The sequence below is a fragment of the Vibrio sp. SCSIO 43132 genome (genome assembly GCF_019904195.1).
Classification (GTDB): domain Bacteria; phylum Pseudomonadota; class Gammaproteobacteria; order Enterobacterales; family Vibrionaceae; genus Vibrio; species Vibrio nigripulchritudo.
This window is the reverse complement of record NZ_CP063200.1, coordinates 295,071-311,417: the sequence shown is the minus strand read 5'-3', so window position 1 is coordinate 311,417 and position 16,347 is coordinate 295,071. Positions and strand designations below refer to the sequence as shown.

Here is a 16,347-nt window from a genome sequence, read left to right as displayed (position 1 = left end):
GTGAATTTTTCAACCTTTTCAGTAAAGAAGATTTTTTTATCTTTTTCTAAACAAAAACAGCCTGACATAGTCAAGCTGTTTGGGTTCTACTCACACCAAATCAGAACTTCATTCCCAAGGTCGCGCTAAACTGAGTCAGGTTGACGTCGTCCATCTTGCTTCTGTCGGCACCAAAGTCGACGTAAAATCCGTAATTCGTGGAAAAGCGAATCCCGGCACCATAATAAGCGGCGGACTCGCTCACTTTTTCATTAGCGCCATGGGCTTGAATACGGTGATTCGCGTAGCCAGCTTCAAGATAAGGTTTAATGAAGGAGCCGTCAGAGAAAACATACGAATAACCAAGCTCACCACCCAGCTTCAAAGTATGCCCTTTTAAATCCTCTTCTCTGTTCGATTCATACGATGCTTTTAAGCCAGCAAAACCGTTAAAGTTGTAGGTTGTTTCTAGGCGAAAGCCTGTTCCACCCTCTGAAGCGGTATCAAAGCCGCCCAACGATTTATCATAATCTGTTTCTGAATAGCCTGCACCTAGGCTCCAACCTTCTAAGCGGTTGAAATCCTGCGCGCTCGCAAGCCCAGACAGCAAAGCTGTCACCAAAAATAAACCAACACGCGATTTTTTCATTTTCCTACTTCCGTTTTCCTAGCCGAGTCCAATGCTGCGCTGTCACCATACTAAAATCCTGACTCAGCCTCACAATTTTTGCGTTAAAACTGGGTGGATTGCGATCTAGGTCTAGCCTCCGATCTCTATCTCTGCAATCCATCTTTCTCAACCTAGCACTTAGTCAAAGTGTCAGCGCTTTCGATTACAGGCAATACTCTGGATTCAGATTCAGTACCTCAGCAAATCTGAGACCCGAATTCAGAATATTTGATTGGAATTTCTGTAACTTGAGTTGATAACATAATTGCATAATGACTCTAAGACATGATGATCTTAAACCAAGAAATCGAGGTGACCGCTCAATGACTCAGCCCAGCTCCTCCGCTTTAAAGCCCAATGATTCACCCAAAAATGGATCCGCAAGCCAACCCGACAAGAAGCGCCGGGTTGCCCTTCTCATTACGATACTGAGTATCATCACTGGCGTACTGGTTGCTCAGTTTCAAAGTGTTCATTTAGCTTCGGTGGCGGCCCTTACCGTTCTGTGCATTGGCATGTGGGCAACAGTGGTTGTACCTGAATACTGGACGGCGCTGACTTTCTTCCTGATTGCAATTGTTGCCGATCTTGCTCCTGCTTCCGCTGTTTTGTCAGGCTTTCAGTCGTCTACGTTCTGGCTACTTTTCGCTGGGTTGGTTCTGGGAGCATCATTCAAACATACAGGGCTTGGTAAACGGATCGCGAAAATACTGGCAGCAGCGCTGGGCAACCAATACTCCACCATGATTTGGCGAATCGTTGCATTCGGCATTGCGCTGTCTTTCATTATGCCCTCTTCCATGGGGCGCATCGCGCTGTTGCTCCCCATCATGATGGCACTGACGGATAAAATGGGTTACGCCGCCGACTCAAAAGGCAGAATCGGTATTATTACTGCCACCGCTTTTGGTACCTGGCTCCCTGCATTTACTATTCTGCCGGCCAATGCACCCAATATGATTCTTGCGGGTATGACGGAAAACTTGCTTGATATCCAGCTCTCCTACTGGGATTACCTAATCATCCATTTCCCGGTTTTAGGTGCTTTAAAAGGGGTTGTATTGGTTTGGCTTATTCTCAAAATATTCCCATCAGATGACCCCAAATATATCCAACAGGAGCAGGTAGAAAGAGAGCCCGTATCCGGAAATGAAAAGCTGTTGGCGGTCATTATTTTTGGATGCCTTGCCTTTTGGTTAACCGATAGTATTCACCACATTTCTCCGGGGTGGATTGGTCTTGCAGGCGCCATTCTGTGTCTTTGCCCATTCTTTAATCTGACGGCGAAAAACAGCTTTCAGGCTGATCTCAACTACAACTCGCTGTTTTTTGTCGCTGGCATCATAGGACTTGGGGCGGTGATTTCTCAGTCCGGGCTGGGCGAAACCTTAATTCAGTCATTGGGAGAGAGCGTTTCGTTTTCTCCGGACGAGCAGTTCAAGAGTGTTGTCTCACTTACGTTTATTTCATCTGTGGTCGCCATTACCACCAGTTTGCCAGGTGTGCCAGCGGTGATGACGCCTATTGCGGGTGACCTGGCGACATCGACGGGTCTGCCTGTGATGACAGTTTTAATGACTCAGGTTTTTGCCTATTCCAATATCCTGTTGCCGTATCAGGCTCCACCCATTGTGACCGCAATGCAGATGGGTAAACTGCCGGTTTCTTCCATCAGTAAACTGTGTGTTTCATTATTTGTTATTACATTGGTGCTACTGTTGCCCTTAGATTTGCTGTGGTGGCAGGTTATTGGTCTACTCTGATAAGAGTGGATTACAGGGAGAAATCAGGTGGACAATCATCAACTCAGAACCTTTGTCGCCGTGGCTCAGGAAGGCAGCATTACGCGCGCTTCAGAACGTTTGTTTCTAAGCCAGCCAGCGGTGAGCGCACATATTAAGGCTCTGGAGTCCTCACTCAGCCTGACTTTGTTTGAACGCACGCCTCAGGGCATGCGGCTAACGTTGGATGGGCAGCGTATCCTGATCAAGGCAGAACAAACCTTGAAAGCCCATCAGGATCTGCTGGAAGAAGCGCGCAAAATTCAGGGACAAATTGCCGGTGTTGTCAATGTCGGAGCCAGTAGCCACACTCCCCCAGATATTCTTGGCAAACTCATCATGTATGTTGCTGAGCGTTTCCCAGACGTTGAAATCAAACTCCAGCAACTCCCTAATGCCGATATCGTTCGTGGTATCAAAAATGGCAGCCTGGATGCTGGCATATACAACGATATAGGGCAGACGCCAGAAGAATTCTATTCAGTCACTTTAACCAAAACTCGCCTGCTGCTCGCGACATCACCACACCTGCCGGACATTCCCGTTCCGGTCGACTGGTCGTCACTGCAACACTTGCCATGGATTTACCCCGGAGCTGAAACCTGTTGCGGCAAAGCTGCCGAAGCCCTGTTTGAAGAACACGGTTTTCGCCCCAGTAAACTAATCAGTGTCGACAGAGAAAAAGTGACCCGTACGCTTATTGCGGGAGGATTAGGTATCGGTCTGATTCATCAGGAAAAAGGGACAGCAGAACCCAACGACGACAACCTGAAAGTCATTTGTGATATACCGCTCCGGCTACGCACTATGTTTGTGTGTTTAAGCACTCGTCAAAACGACCCTCTTATCCAGTCTCTGATAGGTGCAATCACCTGAATCCTCGCTCCTGAATCACTCCAACTGAGAGCTTCTGCACAGGCTTATACCCAAGTAACCTCAAGATGTTTGGTTCAGCGAGAATTAACTGGTTTTCAGACAAGACACCGATTTGAAGATTTAGTGGGTCTAAATCAAGAATCGGTAACGCAGTATGAAAGCCAGTTAAACTCGCCCTTGGGAGCTCATATTCTGTCTCATTTCATCGTCAAAGAACTTGGAAAGGACTCGTCATTCCACTACGTTCTTTTCCTTGAACTGAAACAGAATATGAGGCTCTGAATCCAGCATCCTGAGGTCACTTGGGTATCGGGTTATTTTCTCAACAATGGGAAGAACTTACGCATATGGTCTAGCCTATACTTCAGAGGTTTTTTAAAAGGAGTCATATTTATGATGGAAAATATCTCGTTGGAGCAAATCTACGAAAAAGGGTTAGAGCTGGTTCTGACTTTTGGACCTAAGCTGGTTCTGGCATTTCTGGTCCTGGTTATCGGCTGGTGGCTGATTGGCAAAGTCACGAAAGGGATTGATGTTGCTCTTGAACGTGTACGCTTAGAGCAAGGTCTTCGCAGCTTCTTATGCTCTCTCGCTTCAGTCATTCTAAAGATACTGCTGATCATTTCAGTGGCATCGATGATTGGTGTGGAAACCACGTCCTTCATTGCGATGCTGGGTGCTGCTGGTCTTGCTGTAGGTATGGCTCTTCAGGGCAGCTTATCTAACTTTGCTGGCGGTGTACTTATCCTGTTCTTTAAGCCTTTCAAGATCGGTGACGTTATCGAAGCGCAGGGGCACATGGGTAAAGTGGTTGATATTCAAATCTTTGTGACGGTTTTAGTCACTTACGACAACCAGAAAATCATCATTCCAAACGGGATGCTTTCCAATGGCACAGTGAAAAACCTGTTCTGCGAAGAAAACCGTCGTGTCGATATCGAATTTGGTATCAGCTACGGTGATGATGTTCGTAAAGCGCGTGAAGTGCTGATGAAAGTACTGGATGACTATGATCTGGTTCTGAACGACCCTGAGCCACTGGTTCACGTTAGCCAACACGGTGACAGCCATGTCGGAATGTTGGTTTGGGCGTGGGTAAAATCTGACGACTACTGGCCGGTGTATTTCAGCCTGTACGAGCGCGTTAAGATTGCCTTCGACGAGCAGGGCATTACCATTCCGTTCCCTCAGCGCGATGTTCATATCCATCAATTCCCGGGCAAACAAGCGTCTTAAATCGCTTTTATCCCATTCTCAATACGCCAGCATTTTGCTGGCGTTGTTGTATGTTCAAGTAACTCGTACAATACTTCCAACCAATTCAATCAGGTAGAAAGTTATGAATCCGGGCTTAGGTTGTGAAGACGCATTTATCGAATTTATCAAACAAGAGATGGTGACCGACGCTGCCCACGACTTAAACCATATTTTTCGGGTCGTAAACACAGCCAAAGCACTGGCGGAAAGTGAGGGTGCCGACCTAAACGTGGTGCTGCCAGCGGCTTACCTTCATGATTGTTTTACCTACCCAAAAGATCATCCAGAACGCCATTTGAGCGCGCAGATCGCAGCCGATAAAGCCTGCCAATTCCTTGGTACAATCAATTATCCCGTCCAGTACTTACCCGCCATTCACCATGCCATTATGGCGCACAGCTTTAGTGCCGGAGTAAAACCTGAAACGCTCGAAGCAAAGGTTGTACAAGATGCTGATCGGCTGGATTCTCTGGGCGCGATAGGCGTCACGCGTACAATTCAGGTTAGTGCCACATTCAACGCCGACCTTTATGATCCAAATGATATGTTTGCAGAACATCGACCTTTGGATGACAAGCGATTCACCATCGATCACTTTCAAACCAAGCTATTCAAAATTGCAGATACCATGAACACCCCCGCAGCGATAAAAGAAGCCAAACGTCGGGTGGAATTCATGAAAGCCTATCTTGAACGACTGGCAACTGAAGCATAAAGCGAGAAACCATGTCTGAAACCAGCAAAGTTGTCGACGAACTCAAACGTCAGCTCAAATTATCCGGAATCAAATACGTTGATATCGCCAGAGAATTGAACCTGACAGAAGGCTCGGTGAAACGCCTCCTTGCCAGCGGAAATCAAATTAGCCTTGAGCGTTTAAACGTTATCTGCGAACTGATGGGGATGGAGATGGCGGAACTGTTTAAGCTCGCTTCCCCCACTCAGGAAATCACGGCGCTAACGTTCGAACAGGAAAAGCAGTTGGTTGAAAACAAAGGGCTGCTGCTGGTTGCTGTGTGTGTGGTCAATGGTTATCGATTTGAAGAAATCATGGCGCAGTATGCGTTTTCTGAACCCGAGCTGATCCAAAAGCTGGCACAGTTAGACAAACTGAACATCATCGAGTTACTGCCTCAAAACCGAGTGAAGTTAAAGCTGTCCCCTACCTTTTCATGGATAGCCGGCGGTCCGATGCAACGCTTCTTCCAGCAACAGGTACAAAGCGAATTTTTCCGCAGTCACTTTTCTGGCGAAGACGAAAAACTGGTCATGGCGACCGGGCTTATGTCTTTACCGACCAATAAAAAACTCCAGAAGCGTATCGAAAAACTGATCGCAGATTTCTATTCAGCCTGCCGAGACGATGGTGATCTGGCGATTTCTGATCGTCACGGTACATCAATGATCGTGGCACTTCGCCAATGGAGTTTGCCTGAGTTTAAAGAATACGAAAGAAGCTAAGTCGCGTTTTATGCATACAAAAGTCACACAATAAGTAACTTTTGTCTTTTTTATTTATCAAAAAGTATCGCCATGGCAATTTAACCTCATCGAAACACAGTTTCCAATGAGGTTCACATGCACGCCCATCTTCGAGTCATCAGTTATTTCATCAGCCGCATACTTTACCGTATTCGCGTAACGGGTAAGCAGCACATCCCACAAAGCGGTGCCGCGCTTCTGATTGCTAACCATGTGAGTTATATCGATGCCTTAATTCTGATGGGGCTGGCGAATCGCCCGGTTCGCTTTGTGATGGATAAGAGCTTGAGCGAACTTCCAATTCTTAAACATTTTTTCCGTCATGCTGGCGTCATCCCTATCTGCTCTCCTAAGCAGTGTGAAGAAACCTATAACCAAGCATTTGTCGAGATCGATAACGCCCTCAAACAGGGTCAGCTAGTGTGCATTTTTCCTGAAGGCCGCATCACTAAAAACGGGTCAATCAATGAGTTTCGCCCTGGTATCGAACAGATTCTTTCAACCAATCCAGTACCCGTTGTGCCTATTGCATTAAAGGGGCTTTGGGGTTCGTTCTTTTCACATAAAGGTGGTCACGCATTCACTCATTTACCAAAACGTTTCTGGTCAAAACTGGAAATTAAAATCGGTAACATCGTCGATGGTGCCACAACCGATCGCATTAGCCTTCAAAAGCACGTTCAGCAACTGGCGGAGCAATAACATGTCGACACCATCAGATCACTCAAAAACCAGCCGATTGAAGCACCCACTTAGCCAACGTGCGTCGGCTCTGGTTATTGCCATCAGCATTGTGTTTATGATTTCAGGTGTGGTGAATCAGGGATTCAGTCGCTTTACCTTTGCTATCCCGTTTGCCATCACTTTTATTTTTGCCATTCGTCAGTTTAGTCACTTAACCAAAGCCGTTATCACCGTTCCTACACTGCTGGTAATGCTGACACTCAGCTTAAACCAAGGCAAAAGCAAACTCTTTTACCCCTGGATAGGGAACGGATTCATCGCATCTTGCGGCTGGTCCATTGTTGAAGATTCAAGCTCTCCGTGGGGTTCAAACATCCTCTCACTTGAGCATGAAAGTGAATTTATTAATGGGCAAGAAGGTAGGAAGGTTCGCCCACTTCCATGCGGAAGCATTCTTGTTCTGGAGGAAGTGAAGGTCAGGCATCCCGAGCTGAGTGAACTTTATTACCCGGTGTTTGCGACCAGCAAAGGAGAGAAAGTGACCTTTTCTCACTGGGCATTTAACAAAGCAATGAAGAGCAACACACTCATTAACGACGGCATTAATGTCGAAAACGGTTTTCAGTCTAAGTGGTCGTTATACCTTGGGAAACTGATGATGTGGCCAATGATACCGCTGATACCATTATGGGTCATTCTGCCCTTCTAGAGTTTGGTGACTTTCTAAGCGATCACAGATTTGATACCCAATCTGAAGCATAATATTACGGTCAAAATGTATTAACTCATCTGTCTAAATTCTTAGGCTGAATAGCGTCAGAGACAGAGAGAAAGCTGGAGTACAGGAGGCAACAATGAAAATTATCATCCTACATGGTTTATACATGCACGGCGTCGTCATGCAGCCACTAAGTCAGAGGCTAAAAACTCTGGGTTACGATACGCAAGTGATCAGTTATAACTCGGTGTCCATTGATGAAGATAAACTGTTCGCTTCTATTGACTCGGCCATTGATGAAAGTGAGATAAACGTTCTTGTCGGGCATAGCCTTGGCGGAGTGGTCATCAAAAACTATCTCGCTTCGCGTCGCCCTTCTTCTAACCTGATTTCTCACGTAATAGCCGTTGGTTCTCCGCTTAAAGGCGCATCCATAATCTGTCGAATTCAGGAACTGGGGCTGGGTGCGGTGTTAGGTAATGCACCGGAATTTGGGTTGAAGAAACACCACGATGTCTGGTCACACCCGCAAAAGCTGGGCAGCATCGCCGGAACCATACCACTCGGCATGCGACCACTTCTGCTTATGGACAACGATACACTGTCTGATGGTACGGTGACTGTAGAAGAAACTAAAATAGACGGAATGACGGACCATCTGGAAACCAAATCCAGCCACACCAGCATGATTTACAGCCAATATATTCCCAACCAAATAGATCACTTTATTCGGCAAGATCAGTTTCGGCATATTCATTAATATCAAGTGATCAGATATGCCCATATTCAATTGACTTCCTTGACGTTGAGAAGTCAATCAGGGATATGAGAGGATTTATCGGGAATCTCTTGATCAACAGTGATGTAAAGCTTAATTTTGTCAGCTAGAAACCATGGACGGACACGCTGATCATGCAGGAAATTAGTGGTACCCTTTCCGAAGAAAATTCCGATATTTCTCCAGAAATTGAAAACACCCCCAAAATAACCATACGAGCGCCAAGAAAACCTATTTGGGAATTTTTCCTGGCGTTCAGTACCTTAGGTCTTTACTCCAATATTTGGCTGTATCGCAGAGCCAAAGAATTAAACCTATTATCTCAATCTAAATTTATCCCATGGCTTTGGCTGTTGGTTCCGTTTTTCGCTCTTGCCCAAATTTTCGCGTTTAAAAAGTTTGGCGAAACTCTGGAGACGTTTGAGCAGGATGATAAAGCGAAAAAAAGTCGAAATCGTTACTTTCTAGGGTGTTGCGGTTTTGTCTTTTCGACCATGTATTACTCAATATCTTCCAATTGGTCGATTGCCTTATGGATTGATTTTGCAGTTTATATCACTTTTTCCCTTTCATTTATGTTCATTGCCAACCGATTTAACGAAGTTCGGAAAGAATTGAGTCATGTCGAGTTCAAAGGAAAAAGTGGCTATTCACCTTTTGAATGGGTGATTGTCGCTATTTTTTTCCCTCTGATATTTGCAGGGTTCTCATATACCGCAATAAGCCCACTGTTTATTGAACAGCATGAAAGTTACGCAAACAGGGAAAAGTACTCGGTTGAAAATGAAGAATTTGTTCTGACCTTTCAGGGTGACAACTGGCACCGTGTTGAAGTAGGCACTTTCAGTGATGGCAGCGCACTGGCAGAATTCTCAAACTCGGTCCCAGATTCGTACTTCTTACTATTCAAAAATAATGAAATTGAAGATATGAATGAGCATCTTCAATTTCGTCGAGACTGGATAAAGGAAAATATAAAACAACTCAAGTGTACAGAAAGACGCAGTTTCGTCCGTCCGACGCTTCACGTCAAAACTCAACTCAAATGCCATGGAACCATGTCTCTTGATCCTTCTACGGCACTTATCACAGTCATTCAGACCCCTAATAACAACTATGAGCTAATTGGATTTATCTCGGCTCGTAAAAACACCTATCGCGAGTCAGTTCGCTCATTCGAAACAATGGCATGGGAGTTTACTACTCAATGAAACGACACACCCTCCCATTAATTACGGCACTAGCAGTGGGCTCTTCTCATGCATATAGCGCTGATAATATATCTTGGTCTTTGAGTAATGCTGGTTTAGAGAAAAACATGGCACTACTGACAGGTGAAGCCAAGCCAACAGAAATGACTCAGTTGTTACTTCAAACTGACTTCAAAGTTGAATCAGATATCGTCACTATGACGAGAAAGACGGTCAATTATTTTCCGCGATTTGTTGACGCTGAAAACTACGGCTCACGAAGTATTTACTACAACCCTAATTACCAGAGTTTAAAGATAATCTCAGCGGCATCCATTTCTCCTAGTGGAGAATCGAAGCAGCTCGATCCTTCACATGTCCAGATACTGGATACCAGCGAATACAATACATTCAGCAGTGAAAAAGAGGTGGTACTGGCAATTCCAGGGTTGGTTGAGGGAAGTTTATCCGTTCTGGAATACGAACTGGTTACCACTAAATCGCGGATGGAGTCAGACTGGTCAGAAGAACTCTTCACGCAAAGAACTTACCCAGTTCAGCAATACAAATTAGATGTCACATGGGACGAAGACTCCCCAGTTAACTGGATTGCTGATACTGATTCTGTCACCTGCTCAGCAAGCACAGGTTCACTTAAGTGCAGTGGAACCGACTTGCCAACCTACGTTTCGGATGAGCAGTCTTTTTGGCGAGATCATATAGACAGAATTTCTCTTGGCGAGTTTGAAAACTGGAATCAGGTGATTATTAAAGGTCTGCTCACAATGGAGCAGGCTAATCTGGGCACTCGGGGGCTTGAACCACTCACAGAAGACATCCTGAAAGGGCAGTCTACAGTGGAAGAAAAAATTGCAGCTATCCTCGACTTCGTTTCACGCGACATTCGTTATGTGTCGCGGTCAGAATATGGCAACGCCATGACTCCTCACACCATAGCCGAGACCATTGAGAATCGATTTGGTGACTGCAAAGATAAGTCCGTTCTGCTTAAAGCACTGTTGGAAAAAATTGGATTAAAAACCAACCTTGTACTTGTTTCAACTCAGCGTACCGACCAGAGCAAACTGCTGATCCCGACCATGAACACTTATAACCATGTGGTCGTCTGCTTCAAATTAGACGGTAAAGAGTACTGCATAGACCCGACAGATACACAAACTCACTGGCGATACACACCGTCCTGGATTCAGAATAAAGTCATTCTCCCGTTAGACCCCGGTTACATCCCTCACACAATGGAGGAAAGTCGTTATCGTTGGAAATTCGATACGCACACCGACATCACTTTTAATGACCAGGGCGGTCAGGAAGAGGTTCAGACACGCACGTATTGGGGCGAGTATGCCGCTTACTTCCGTTCAAAGATCTATGAAATGAATGAGGAAGAGCGACAAAGCTCCTTATTGGAGCAGTATCAGGACGTCGTTTCCGACCTTGGAGATCCAGCGTTTAAATTTGAGCATATTGATGCAATGGAAGAAAAAGTAGTTATCTCTTCTGAAGCTACTCTTTCTCCATTTCTGGAAGTGGGTCAAGCGTTGAATTACAACGAAAATGACGCCTGGATTCGAAGTGAACTATCGGACCTGAAGTTGAGTAACGAGCACTACGATGAAGCCTTTCCTGGTGTAAAGGTCGTTTCCGAGTTTTCTTATGATACTAAAGGGCTCTGGACAATAACGGACTTGCCGCCGACTCTCCATTTCGATCATAAGTTCGGCACGCTCAAGCGAACGATCGAAAAAATTTCGGAAAACAAAATTCAAGTGCGCACCATTCTGGAGATGCCGTCGCAATCTATTAAAGTGGCTGAAATAAATCAGTTCAACACGTTGATTGACATCTATTCACGACAGTCTCTGATTCACTTTAACGGGTCACCACAAACAGAAAACTGATCCTAGATAGCTACGCCACTCTAAATAAGCCTCCGAAACAACCATCGTTGCTTCGGAGGTTTTTGCTTACTTGTTAGCGGCCACCGTTGAATTTATCCAGCCAACAAATTTAGGGACATCGGCGTAAATCCCATACGTATCTGGCTCCGCGCATCCCATCATTCCAGTACTGACGACACCAAGCTGCACAGTTTGGCTTCCATTTCTCAAAACTAGAGGACCGCCGCTGTCGCCAGAGCAAGAATCTTTTATTCCTGCGCCTGAAGAATCCCCTGCACAGAAGCTGGTCACTCCAACCGCCGGGCTGGACATATTCAGCCCAGCTAGAGCATCGTGGCAGGTTTTGTCTGAAACATATTCAATTGAAACCTCGTTGAGCTTTGAAGGTTTAATAGCACCTATCACTTCAGTTCCCAAGCCAGCGACATCCAGTGAGGTTCCCGGTGCTACGTATTGTTCTAATGGAATATTTGGTAAGGTAATAGTTTCAACGCCGTCAATCACCTTGTCGATTTTCAGTAGCGCAATATCGTGAGAGCTTGCTCCTAGTGAGTTGTAGCTGGGATGCACAAGTATCTTGGTCACGTTGACCACGTTTTCGGGCTCATCAGTGTAGTTGTTTGGGCTAAATTTGATTCTAATGCGTGTTGGGTCGCCTACCCTATCCACACAATGAGCCGCAGTCAGCATAAAGTTGTTACCAATATAGCTGGCGCCACATCGACTTTGACTGGCTCCTTTCCTATCACTGATTATCTGCCCGAAAAACTTCCAGTTGTTGTAGTCCGCTTTTGTTCCGCCAATGATTCTGGCGTCTCTCGCTTCGAGCGTTCCAGAAGCCAGTATCGCACCCAAAACCAGTGCCGACGTTGAAAGATAATTCATGATTAATCCTCATTTTATAAAATTCAGCCGAAAGATACGGTTATGCCCTCCAGAAAAGAATTCAAAAATGACAATTTATGAACCGCGGTAAAAGAGAATCGTCAGGAATGAAAATGAATATCAAATTTTGAACCCGTGTTTTCCAAACTAATCACAGCCCTTCGCAAGTAACATTTCCATCAACAAGTCGATAGAAAAAAATACGTACTCACCATTAAATTCATGCCACAACATTCATCTTTTGTTGAATATTTTTTCCTTTAAAAACAATGAGTATTGATGACCAAATTGACGCTAACAATTGATAGAGAAGAAATTAAAACAATATGTATTTCAATAAATTGCATATGCACGTAAAGCGATTACTCTTTAAGTGTTGAAAAATTGTAAAGACGCTGTTTGTGTACATAAGGGTCTGTTGACCCTAACAAAGGAATAGAAAATGACTAAAACACTCGATGATGCCTACCATGGATTACTGCCATTCGATCAGGACCAAATAAGCCAAGCCTACTTGAGCTATCTGCAAAATGGACTTCCAACCAGTCAAGCACAAGCTAAAAACATCCTGATAGTCGGTTGTGGAATCTCCGGTATGGTCTCAGCAACCCTGTTGCGTCAGGCAGGTCATAACGTCACCATAGTTGAAGCGAACACCCGAGTCGGCGGGCGAGTGAAAACTTTCCGCAACACCAACGACAAAACCTATTTTGAAGACTCGAATTTGACAGGCGAAGCAGGTGCCATGCGTATCCCGGATATGCACAAGCTGGTGCAATATCTAATTGATCAGACGGGTGTAGACAAGCAGTTGTTTTTGAATAAAACCGTCTCAAAAGCCGATGCCACATCTGAGCAAATCGACAACCCTGATCGTGATGAAAACGGAGACATCATCCTCCCACCTTCAACAGGTAAAAACTTTCTGCACGTTAACTATCGCCATGTTTTGCGCAAAGACTACGACGCCGAAGGCGCAGACGTTAACGCACTTCTGAACTACAACCTGGAAGACAATGAGAATACTCAGGCGAGCGTTTTATTAGACAATGCTATTAGTGAACTCACCAAGATGGTAGAAGAAGAACCAAAAACAGCCTGGGCATACATCATCGATACCTATGGTGAATATTCGATGCGTCGATACTTGCTGGAATACGTGGAAAACAGCGAGCACTATTCTGAAAATGCCATTGAAATGATTGGCGTGATCGAGAACCTGGCGTCTCGCATGTCCTACTCCTTCATCCAGAGCTTTATCGAGCTTGCCATCATAAAACCCGACACCGCATTCTGGCTGATCAAAGGTGGCACAGATCTGTTTACCACCGCATACTTTGAGCAAAACAACCTTGCCGATGTCACTCTAAGCAACCAAACCCTGACTGACCTTTACCTTGATGAAAATACGGGCAAAGTGCGCATTCATACCTCTGTGTCTGAAGCCATCGCTTCTCGCGAAGAGCAAGACAAAAATGTTCAGGCGAATCTGGCACAGCAAGAGTGGGATGAAGTCGTGGTCACCGTTCCGTTCCCAAGTTTCCGTACTGTTCACGTATGGCCAGAATTCAGCCAGCGTAAACGTCAGGCTATCCGCGAGCTGCATTACGACGCAGCCACCAAAGTACTGCTTGAATTCCGCGAGCGATTCTGGGAAACCGAAAACGACATTTACGGTGGCGGTTCCTGCACCGACTTAATCAACCGCTTTATGTACTACCCAAGCGAGCGCATGGGTTCAAACGGTGGCGGAGTCATGTTGGTGAGCTATTCCTGGGCCGATGATGCCCGTAAATGGGATTCCATGCCTCACTACGAGCGCTTCTGTTATGCGCTTGAGAATGTCGCCATTACCCACGCAGTCCACGCCCCTGACGCCAGCTACGAAGAGCGTTTGATTGCCCAGCAAAAGGTCAAAGACCTGTGTGTATTTGACCCTGAAAAATACGTCGACGACCAAGACAACATCGTCGGTGCCGCAACCGTAAGCTGGATGCAGAACCCTTATGCGTTCGGTGAAGCCGCCATCTATTACCCCGGACAGCTTGAATTGTTCCACAAATCCATCATCGCCAGCGAGTGGCAAGGAAAAGCGCACTTTGCCGGCGAACATGCATCACTCAAACATGCATGGATAGAAGGGGCAATCGAATCGGCAGTAAATGCAGCGTTACTGGTGAATGAAAACCCACTTCCAACGCTTTCCTAACCCCTTGTTATAAAACACTTCTAATAAGCCATGGCTACATCGTAGCCATGGTAAAGGTCCTTTGACCTCATGTTGGCTAAAAAGGAATAATGATGAGCACACAACAAGTCACGGTCGCCCAGTATCTAAAAATCCGTCTGGAAGAGCTGGGTTGTGAACATATATTTGGCGTCGCTGGCAACTACAGCGCCCCCTTTCTGAACACCATCGAAGAAGATCCTGAATCGACGATTCAGATATCAGGCAACACCAACGAAATCAATGGCGGGCACTGCGCCGACGGTTATGCCAGAGTAAGTGGTAAGATCGCCCCTGTCGGAGTCACATACGGTGTAGGGGCATTCAGCCTGCTCAACCCAGTGGCTGGTTCCTACGTTGAACACAACCGAGTGTTAGTTCTCAATGGCGCTCCCACCTACTCAGAGCAAAAACGTCAGCGAGTTGAAGGGATTCTTTATTCTCATATGACAGGTGATGAGAAAAGTAACATTGATGCCTATCGCTCGGTTACGGTCGCGGCAGAGCAAATTAGAAACGCTTCACAAGCGCCAGCCAAGATAGACACCGTTCTCACAGCGATTATTTCTGAAGGTCGCCCAGGGTATCTTGAAGTGTATGAAGATGTCTGGCGTAAGTCCTGCGATGCGCCCGTCTCTAGCTTGGATGCTGAGCCTCATCAGGGTGACGAAAGCGAAACCGACAAGGCCGTGACTGCAACCATCGATATGATAAAGCAGCGAGGCACCCCCATCTTCTGGGCTGGAATCGAGCTTCAGCGTCAGCAGCTACAAAGCGATTTTCAGTCTCTGGTCGAAACCACTAACAACCCTTTTGTTACCAGCATCCTGGCGAAATCTGTACTGCCTGAAAGCCACGAGCTGTTCCGTGGTGTTTACAACGGCAATGCCACCCCAGAGAGCACAAAAGCCCTGTTCAACAGCGCTGGGTGTCGCATCGCACTTGGGGTCTGGAACACCAGCAAAAACCTTGGTGGTACCTCTTCCTGGTCGGCTGGCATGGTGATGGCAAACAACGAAGGTGTGAAAGTCGGACACCACATTGACAGTCAAGGTCAGGAAGTCGGAACCCAGTACTTTCCTAATGTCGTCCTGAAAGACTTTATTGCCAAACTGAACGCAAAAATCGCAGACATGGAGTACCAACGCTATCAGCCTACAATGACTCCGCTGATGGCAAAAGTGCCGCAAAACTGCACGCAACCTCTCAGCTACGACAGCTTCTTTAGCGTTATTGATGACTATTTGACGGACGAACACCGCGTTGTCGTTGATGCTGGTTTCCCACTATTGGGCGCGCAGAACTTACGCATCAATCAGGCAGACGGATTTGTCAGTGCGGCAGCATGGCTGTCTATTGGCTATTCTGTACCCGCTTCTCTAGGTGTGAAATTCGCCGATCAGAGTAAACGTCCTCTTGTGTTTGTGGGAGACGGTGCTTTCCAGGAGACCTGTCAGTCTGTATCTGGGCACAACTACTACAAAACAAACAACGTGGTATTTGTGCTGGATAACGGGATTTACGGCATCGAGCAGATGTTGGTGAACCCGAACCCATTCCGCACCGAAGACGAAAAAGTTCATTACGAATCTCGCCCGCAACAAAATGATGTCTACAAATACAACCGTTTAAACAAGTGGAATTACGAAAAAATCGTCGAGATGGTTGGTGGTCGTGGTGCCGTGGTCAGCACTCATGATGAACTTCGAAATGCCCTCACGGAAGTGGACCAGTATCCAGAAGATAACTTTGTTATCCGAGTCATGCTAAGCGAAACCAATATCCCTCACTCCATCGCTTATCGCACTCAGTCTCTTGGCGAAGATGAGCAGCCAGACAGTGTTCCTGTGGTGATCACCGAGCAAACGGACCCAAATAATTAAATCGAATGAAGGAATCAT

General features: G+C 46.0%; 13 protein-coding genes and 1 pseudogene. 12 read left to right on the top strand and 2 right to left on the bottom strand.

Annotation, left to right across the window (positions count from 1 at the left end; translation table 11 throughout):
- Nucleotides 1-100: 100 nt before the first annotated feature.
- Nucleotides 101-628: an outer membrane beta-barrel protein gene (locus INR79_RS19515; protein ID WP_004405659.1), complete on the bottom strand. Its 528-nt coding sequence runs from the start codon at nt 626-628 to the stop codon at nt 101-103.
- Nucleotides 629-972: 344 nt separating this feature from the next.
- Here INR79_RS19515 and INR79_RS19510 point away from each other — a divergent pair, with 344 nt between their 5' ends.
- The 10 genes and pseudogenes from INR79_RS19510 (at nt 973) to INR79_RS19465 (ending at nt 11,334) form a co-directional block, all read left to right on the top strand.
- On the top strand, nt 973-2,412 hold the full coding sequence (locus INR79_RS19510; protein ID WP_223099060.1) for an SLC13 family permease: 1,440 nt from the start codon (nt 973-975) through the stop codon (nt 2,410-2,412).
- A gap of 27 nt (nt 2,413-2,439) precedes the next feature.
- On the top strand, nt 2,440-3,306 hold the full coding sequence (locus INR79_RS19505; RefSeq protein ID WP_223099058.1) for a LysR family transcriptional regulator: 867 nt from the start codon (nt 2,440-2,442) through the stop codon (nt 3,304-3,306).
- A gap of 393 nt (nt 3,307-3,699) precedes the next feature.
- Nucleotides 3,700-4,542: a mechanosensitive ion channel family protein gene (locus INR79_RS19500; RefSeq protein WP_223099050.1), complete on the top strand. Its 843-nt coding sequence runs from the start codon at nt 3,700-3,702 to the stop codon at nt 4,540-4,542.
- A gap of 103 nt (nt 4,543-4,645) precedes the next feature.
- A complete protein-coding gene (locus tag INR79_RS19495; RefSeq protein ID WP_223099048.1) occupies nt 4,646-5,278 on the top strand; it encodes an HD domain-containing protein in 633 nt (210 codons plus the stop codon).
- Nucleotides 5,279-5,289: 11 nt separating this feature from the next.
- Nucleotides 5,290-6,024 carry a helix-turn-helix domain-containing protein gene (locus tag INR79_RS19490; RefSeq protein ID WP_004408087.1) on the top strand — a complete coding sequence of 245 codons (735 nt, stop codon included), beginning with the start codon at nt 5,290-5,292 and terminating at the stop codon, nt 6,022-6,024.
- Nucleotides 6,025-6,156: 132 nt separating this feature from the next.
- Nucleotides 6,157-6,747, top strand: a pseudogene (locus INR79_RS19485) (1-acyl-sn-glycerol-3-phosphate acyltransferase); the annotation flags it as partial.
- Between the two features lies 1 nt (nt 6,748).
- The gene (locus INR79_RS19480) at nt 6,749-7,438 is read left to right on the top strand and encodes a hypothetical protein (protein ID WP_052703979.1); all 690 of its coding nucleotides are present in this window, start codon (nt 6,749-6,751) and stop codon (nt 7,436-7,438) included.
- Between the two features lie 145 nt (nt 7,439-7,583).
- The gene (locus INR79_RS19475; protein WP_022560605.1) at nt 7,584-8,207 is read left to right on the top strand and encodes an esterase/lipase family protein; all 624 of its coding nucleotides are present in this window, start codon (nt 7,584-7,586) and stop codon (nt 8,205-8,207) included.
- 152 nt (nt 8,208-8,359) lie between these two features.
- On the top strand, nt 8,360-9,436 hold the full coding sequence (locus tag INR79_RS19470; RefSeq protein ID WP_223099044.1) for a hypothetical protein: 1,077 nt from the start codon (nt 8,360-8,362) through the stop codon (nt 9,434-9,436).
- The gene (locus INR79_RS19465) at nt 9,433-11,334 is read left to right on the top strand and encodes a DUF3857 domain-containing transglutaminase family protein (protein WP_223099029.1); all 1,902 of its coding nucleotides are present in this window, start codon (nt 9,433-9,435) and stop codon (nt 11,332-11,334) included. The genes INR79_RS19470 and INR79_RS19465 overlap by 4 nt, the downstream gene beginning before the upstream one ends.
- 66 nt (nt 11,335-11,400) lie before the next feature.
- On the opposite strand, the gene INR79_RS19460 is transcribed toward INR79_RS19465, so the two are convergent.
- Nucleotides 11,401-12,219, bottom strand: coding sequence for a S1 family peptidase (locus tag INR79_RS19460; RefSeq protein WP_223099027.1), 819 nt, complete (start codon nt 12,217-12,219; stop codon nt 11,401-11,403).
- Between the two features lie 442 nt (nt 12,220-12,661).
- Between INR79_RS19460 and INR79_RS19455 the strand changes: the two genes are divergently transcribed.
- Together INR79_RS19455 and INR79_RS19450 are read left to right on the top strand one after the other, a co-directional pair.
- Nucleotides 12,662-14,428, top strand: coding sequence for a flavin monoamine oxidase family protein (locus INR79_RS19455; protein WP_223099024.1), 1,767 nt, complete (start codon nt 12,662-12,664; stop codon nt 14,426-14,428).
- A 92-nt stretch (nt 14,429-14,520) separates the two neighbouring features.
- A complete protein-coding gene (locus INR79_RS19450; protein ID WP_223099021.1) occupies nt 14,521-16,329 on the top strand; it encodes an alpha-keto acid decarboxylase family protein in 1,809 nt (602 codons plus the stop codon).
- Nucleotides 16,330-16,347: the final 18 nt, after the last annotated feature.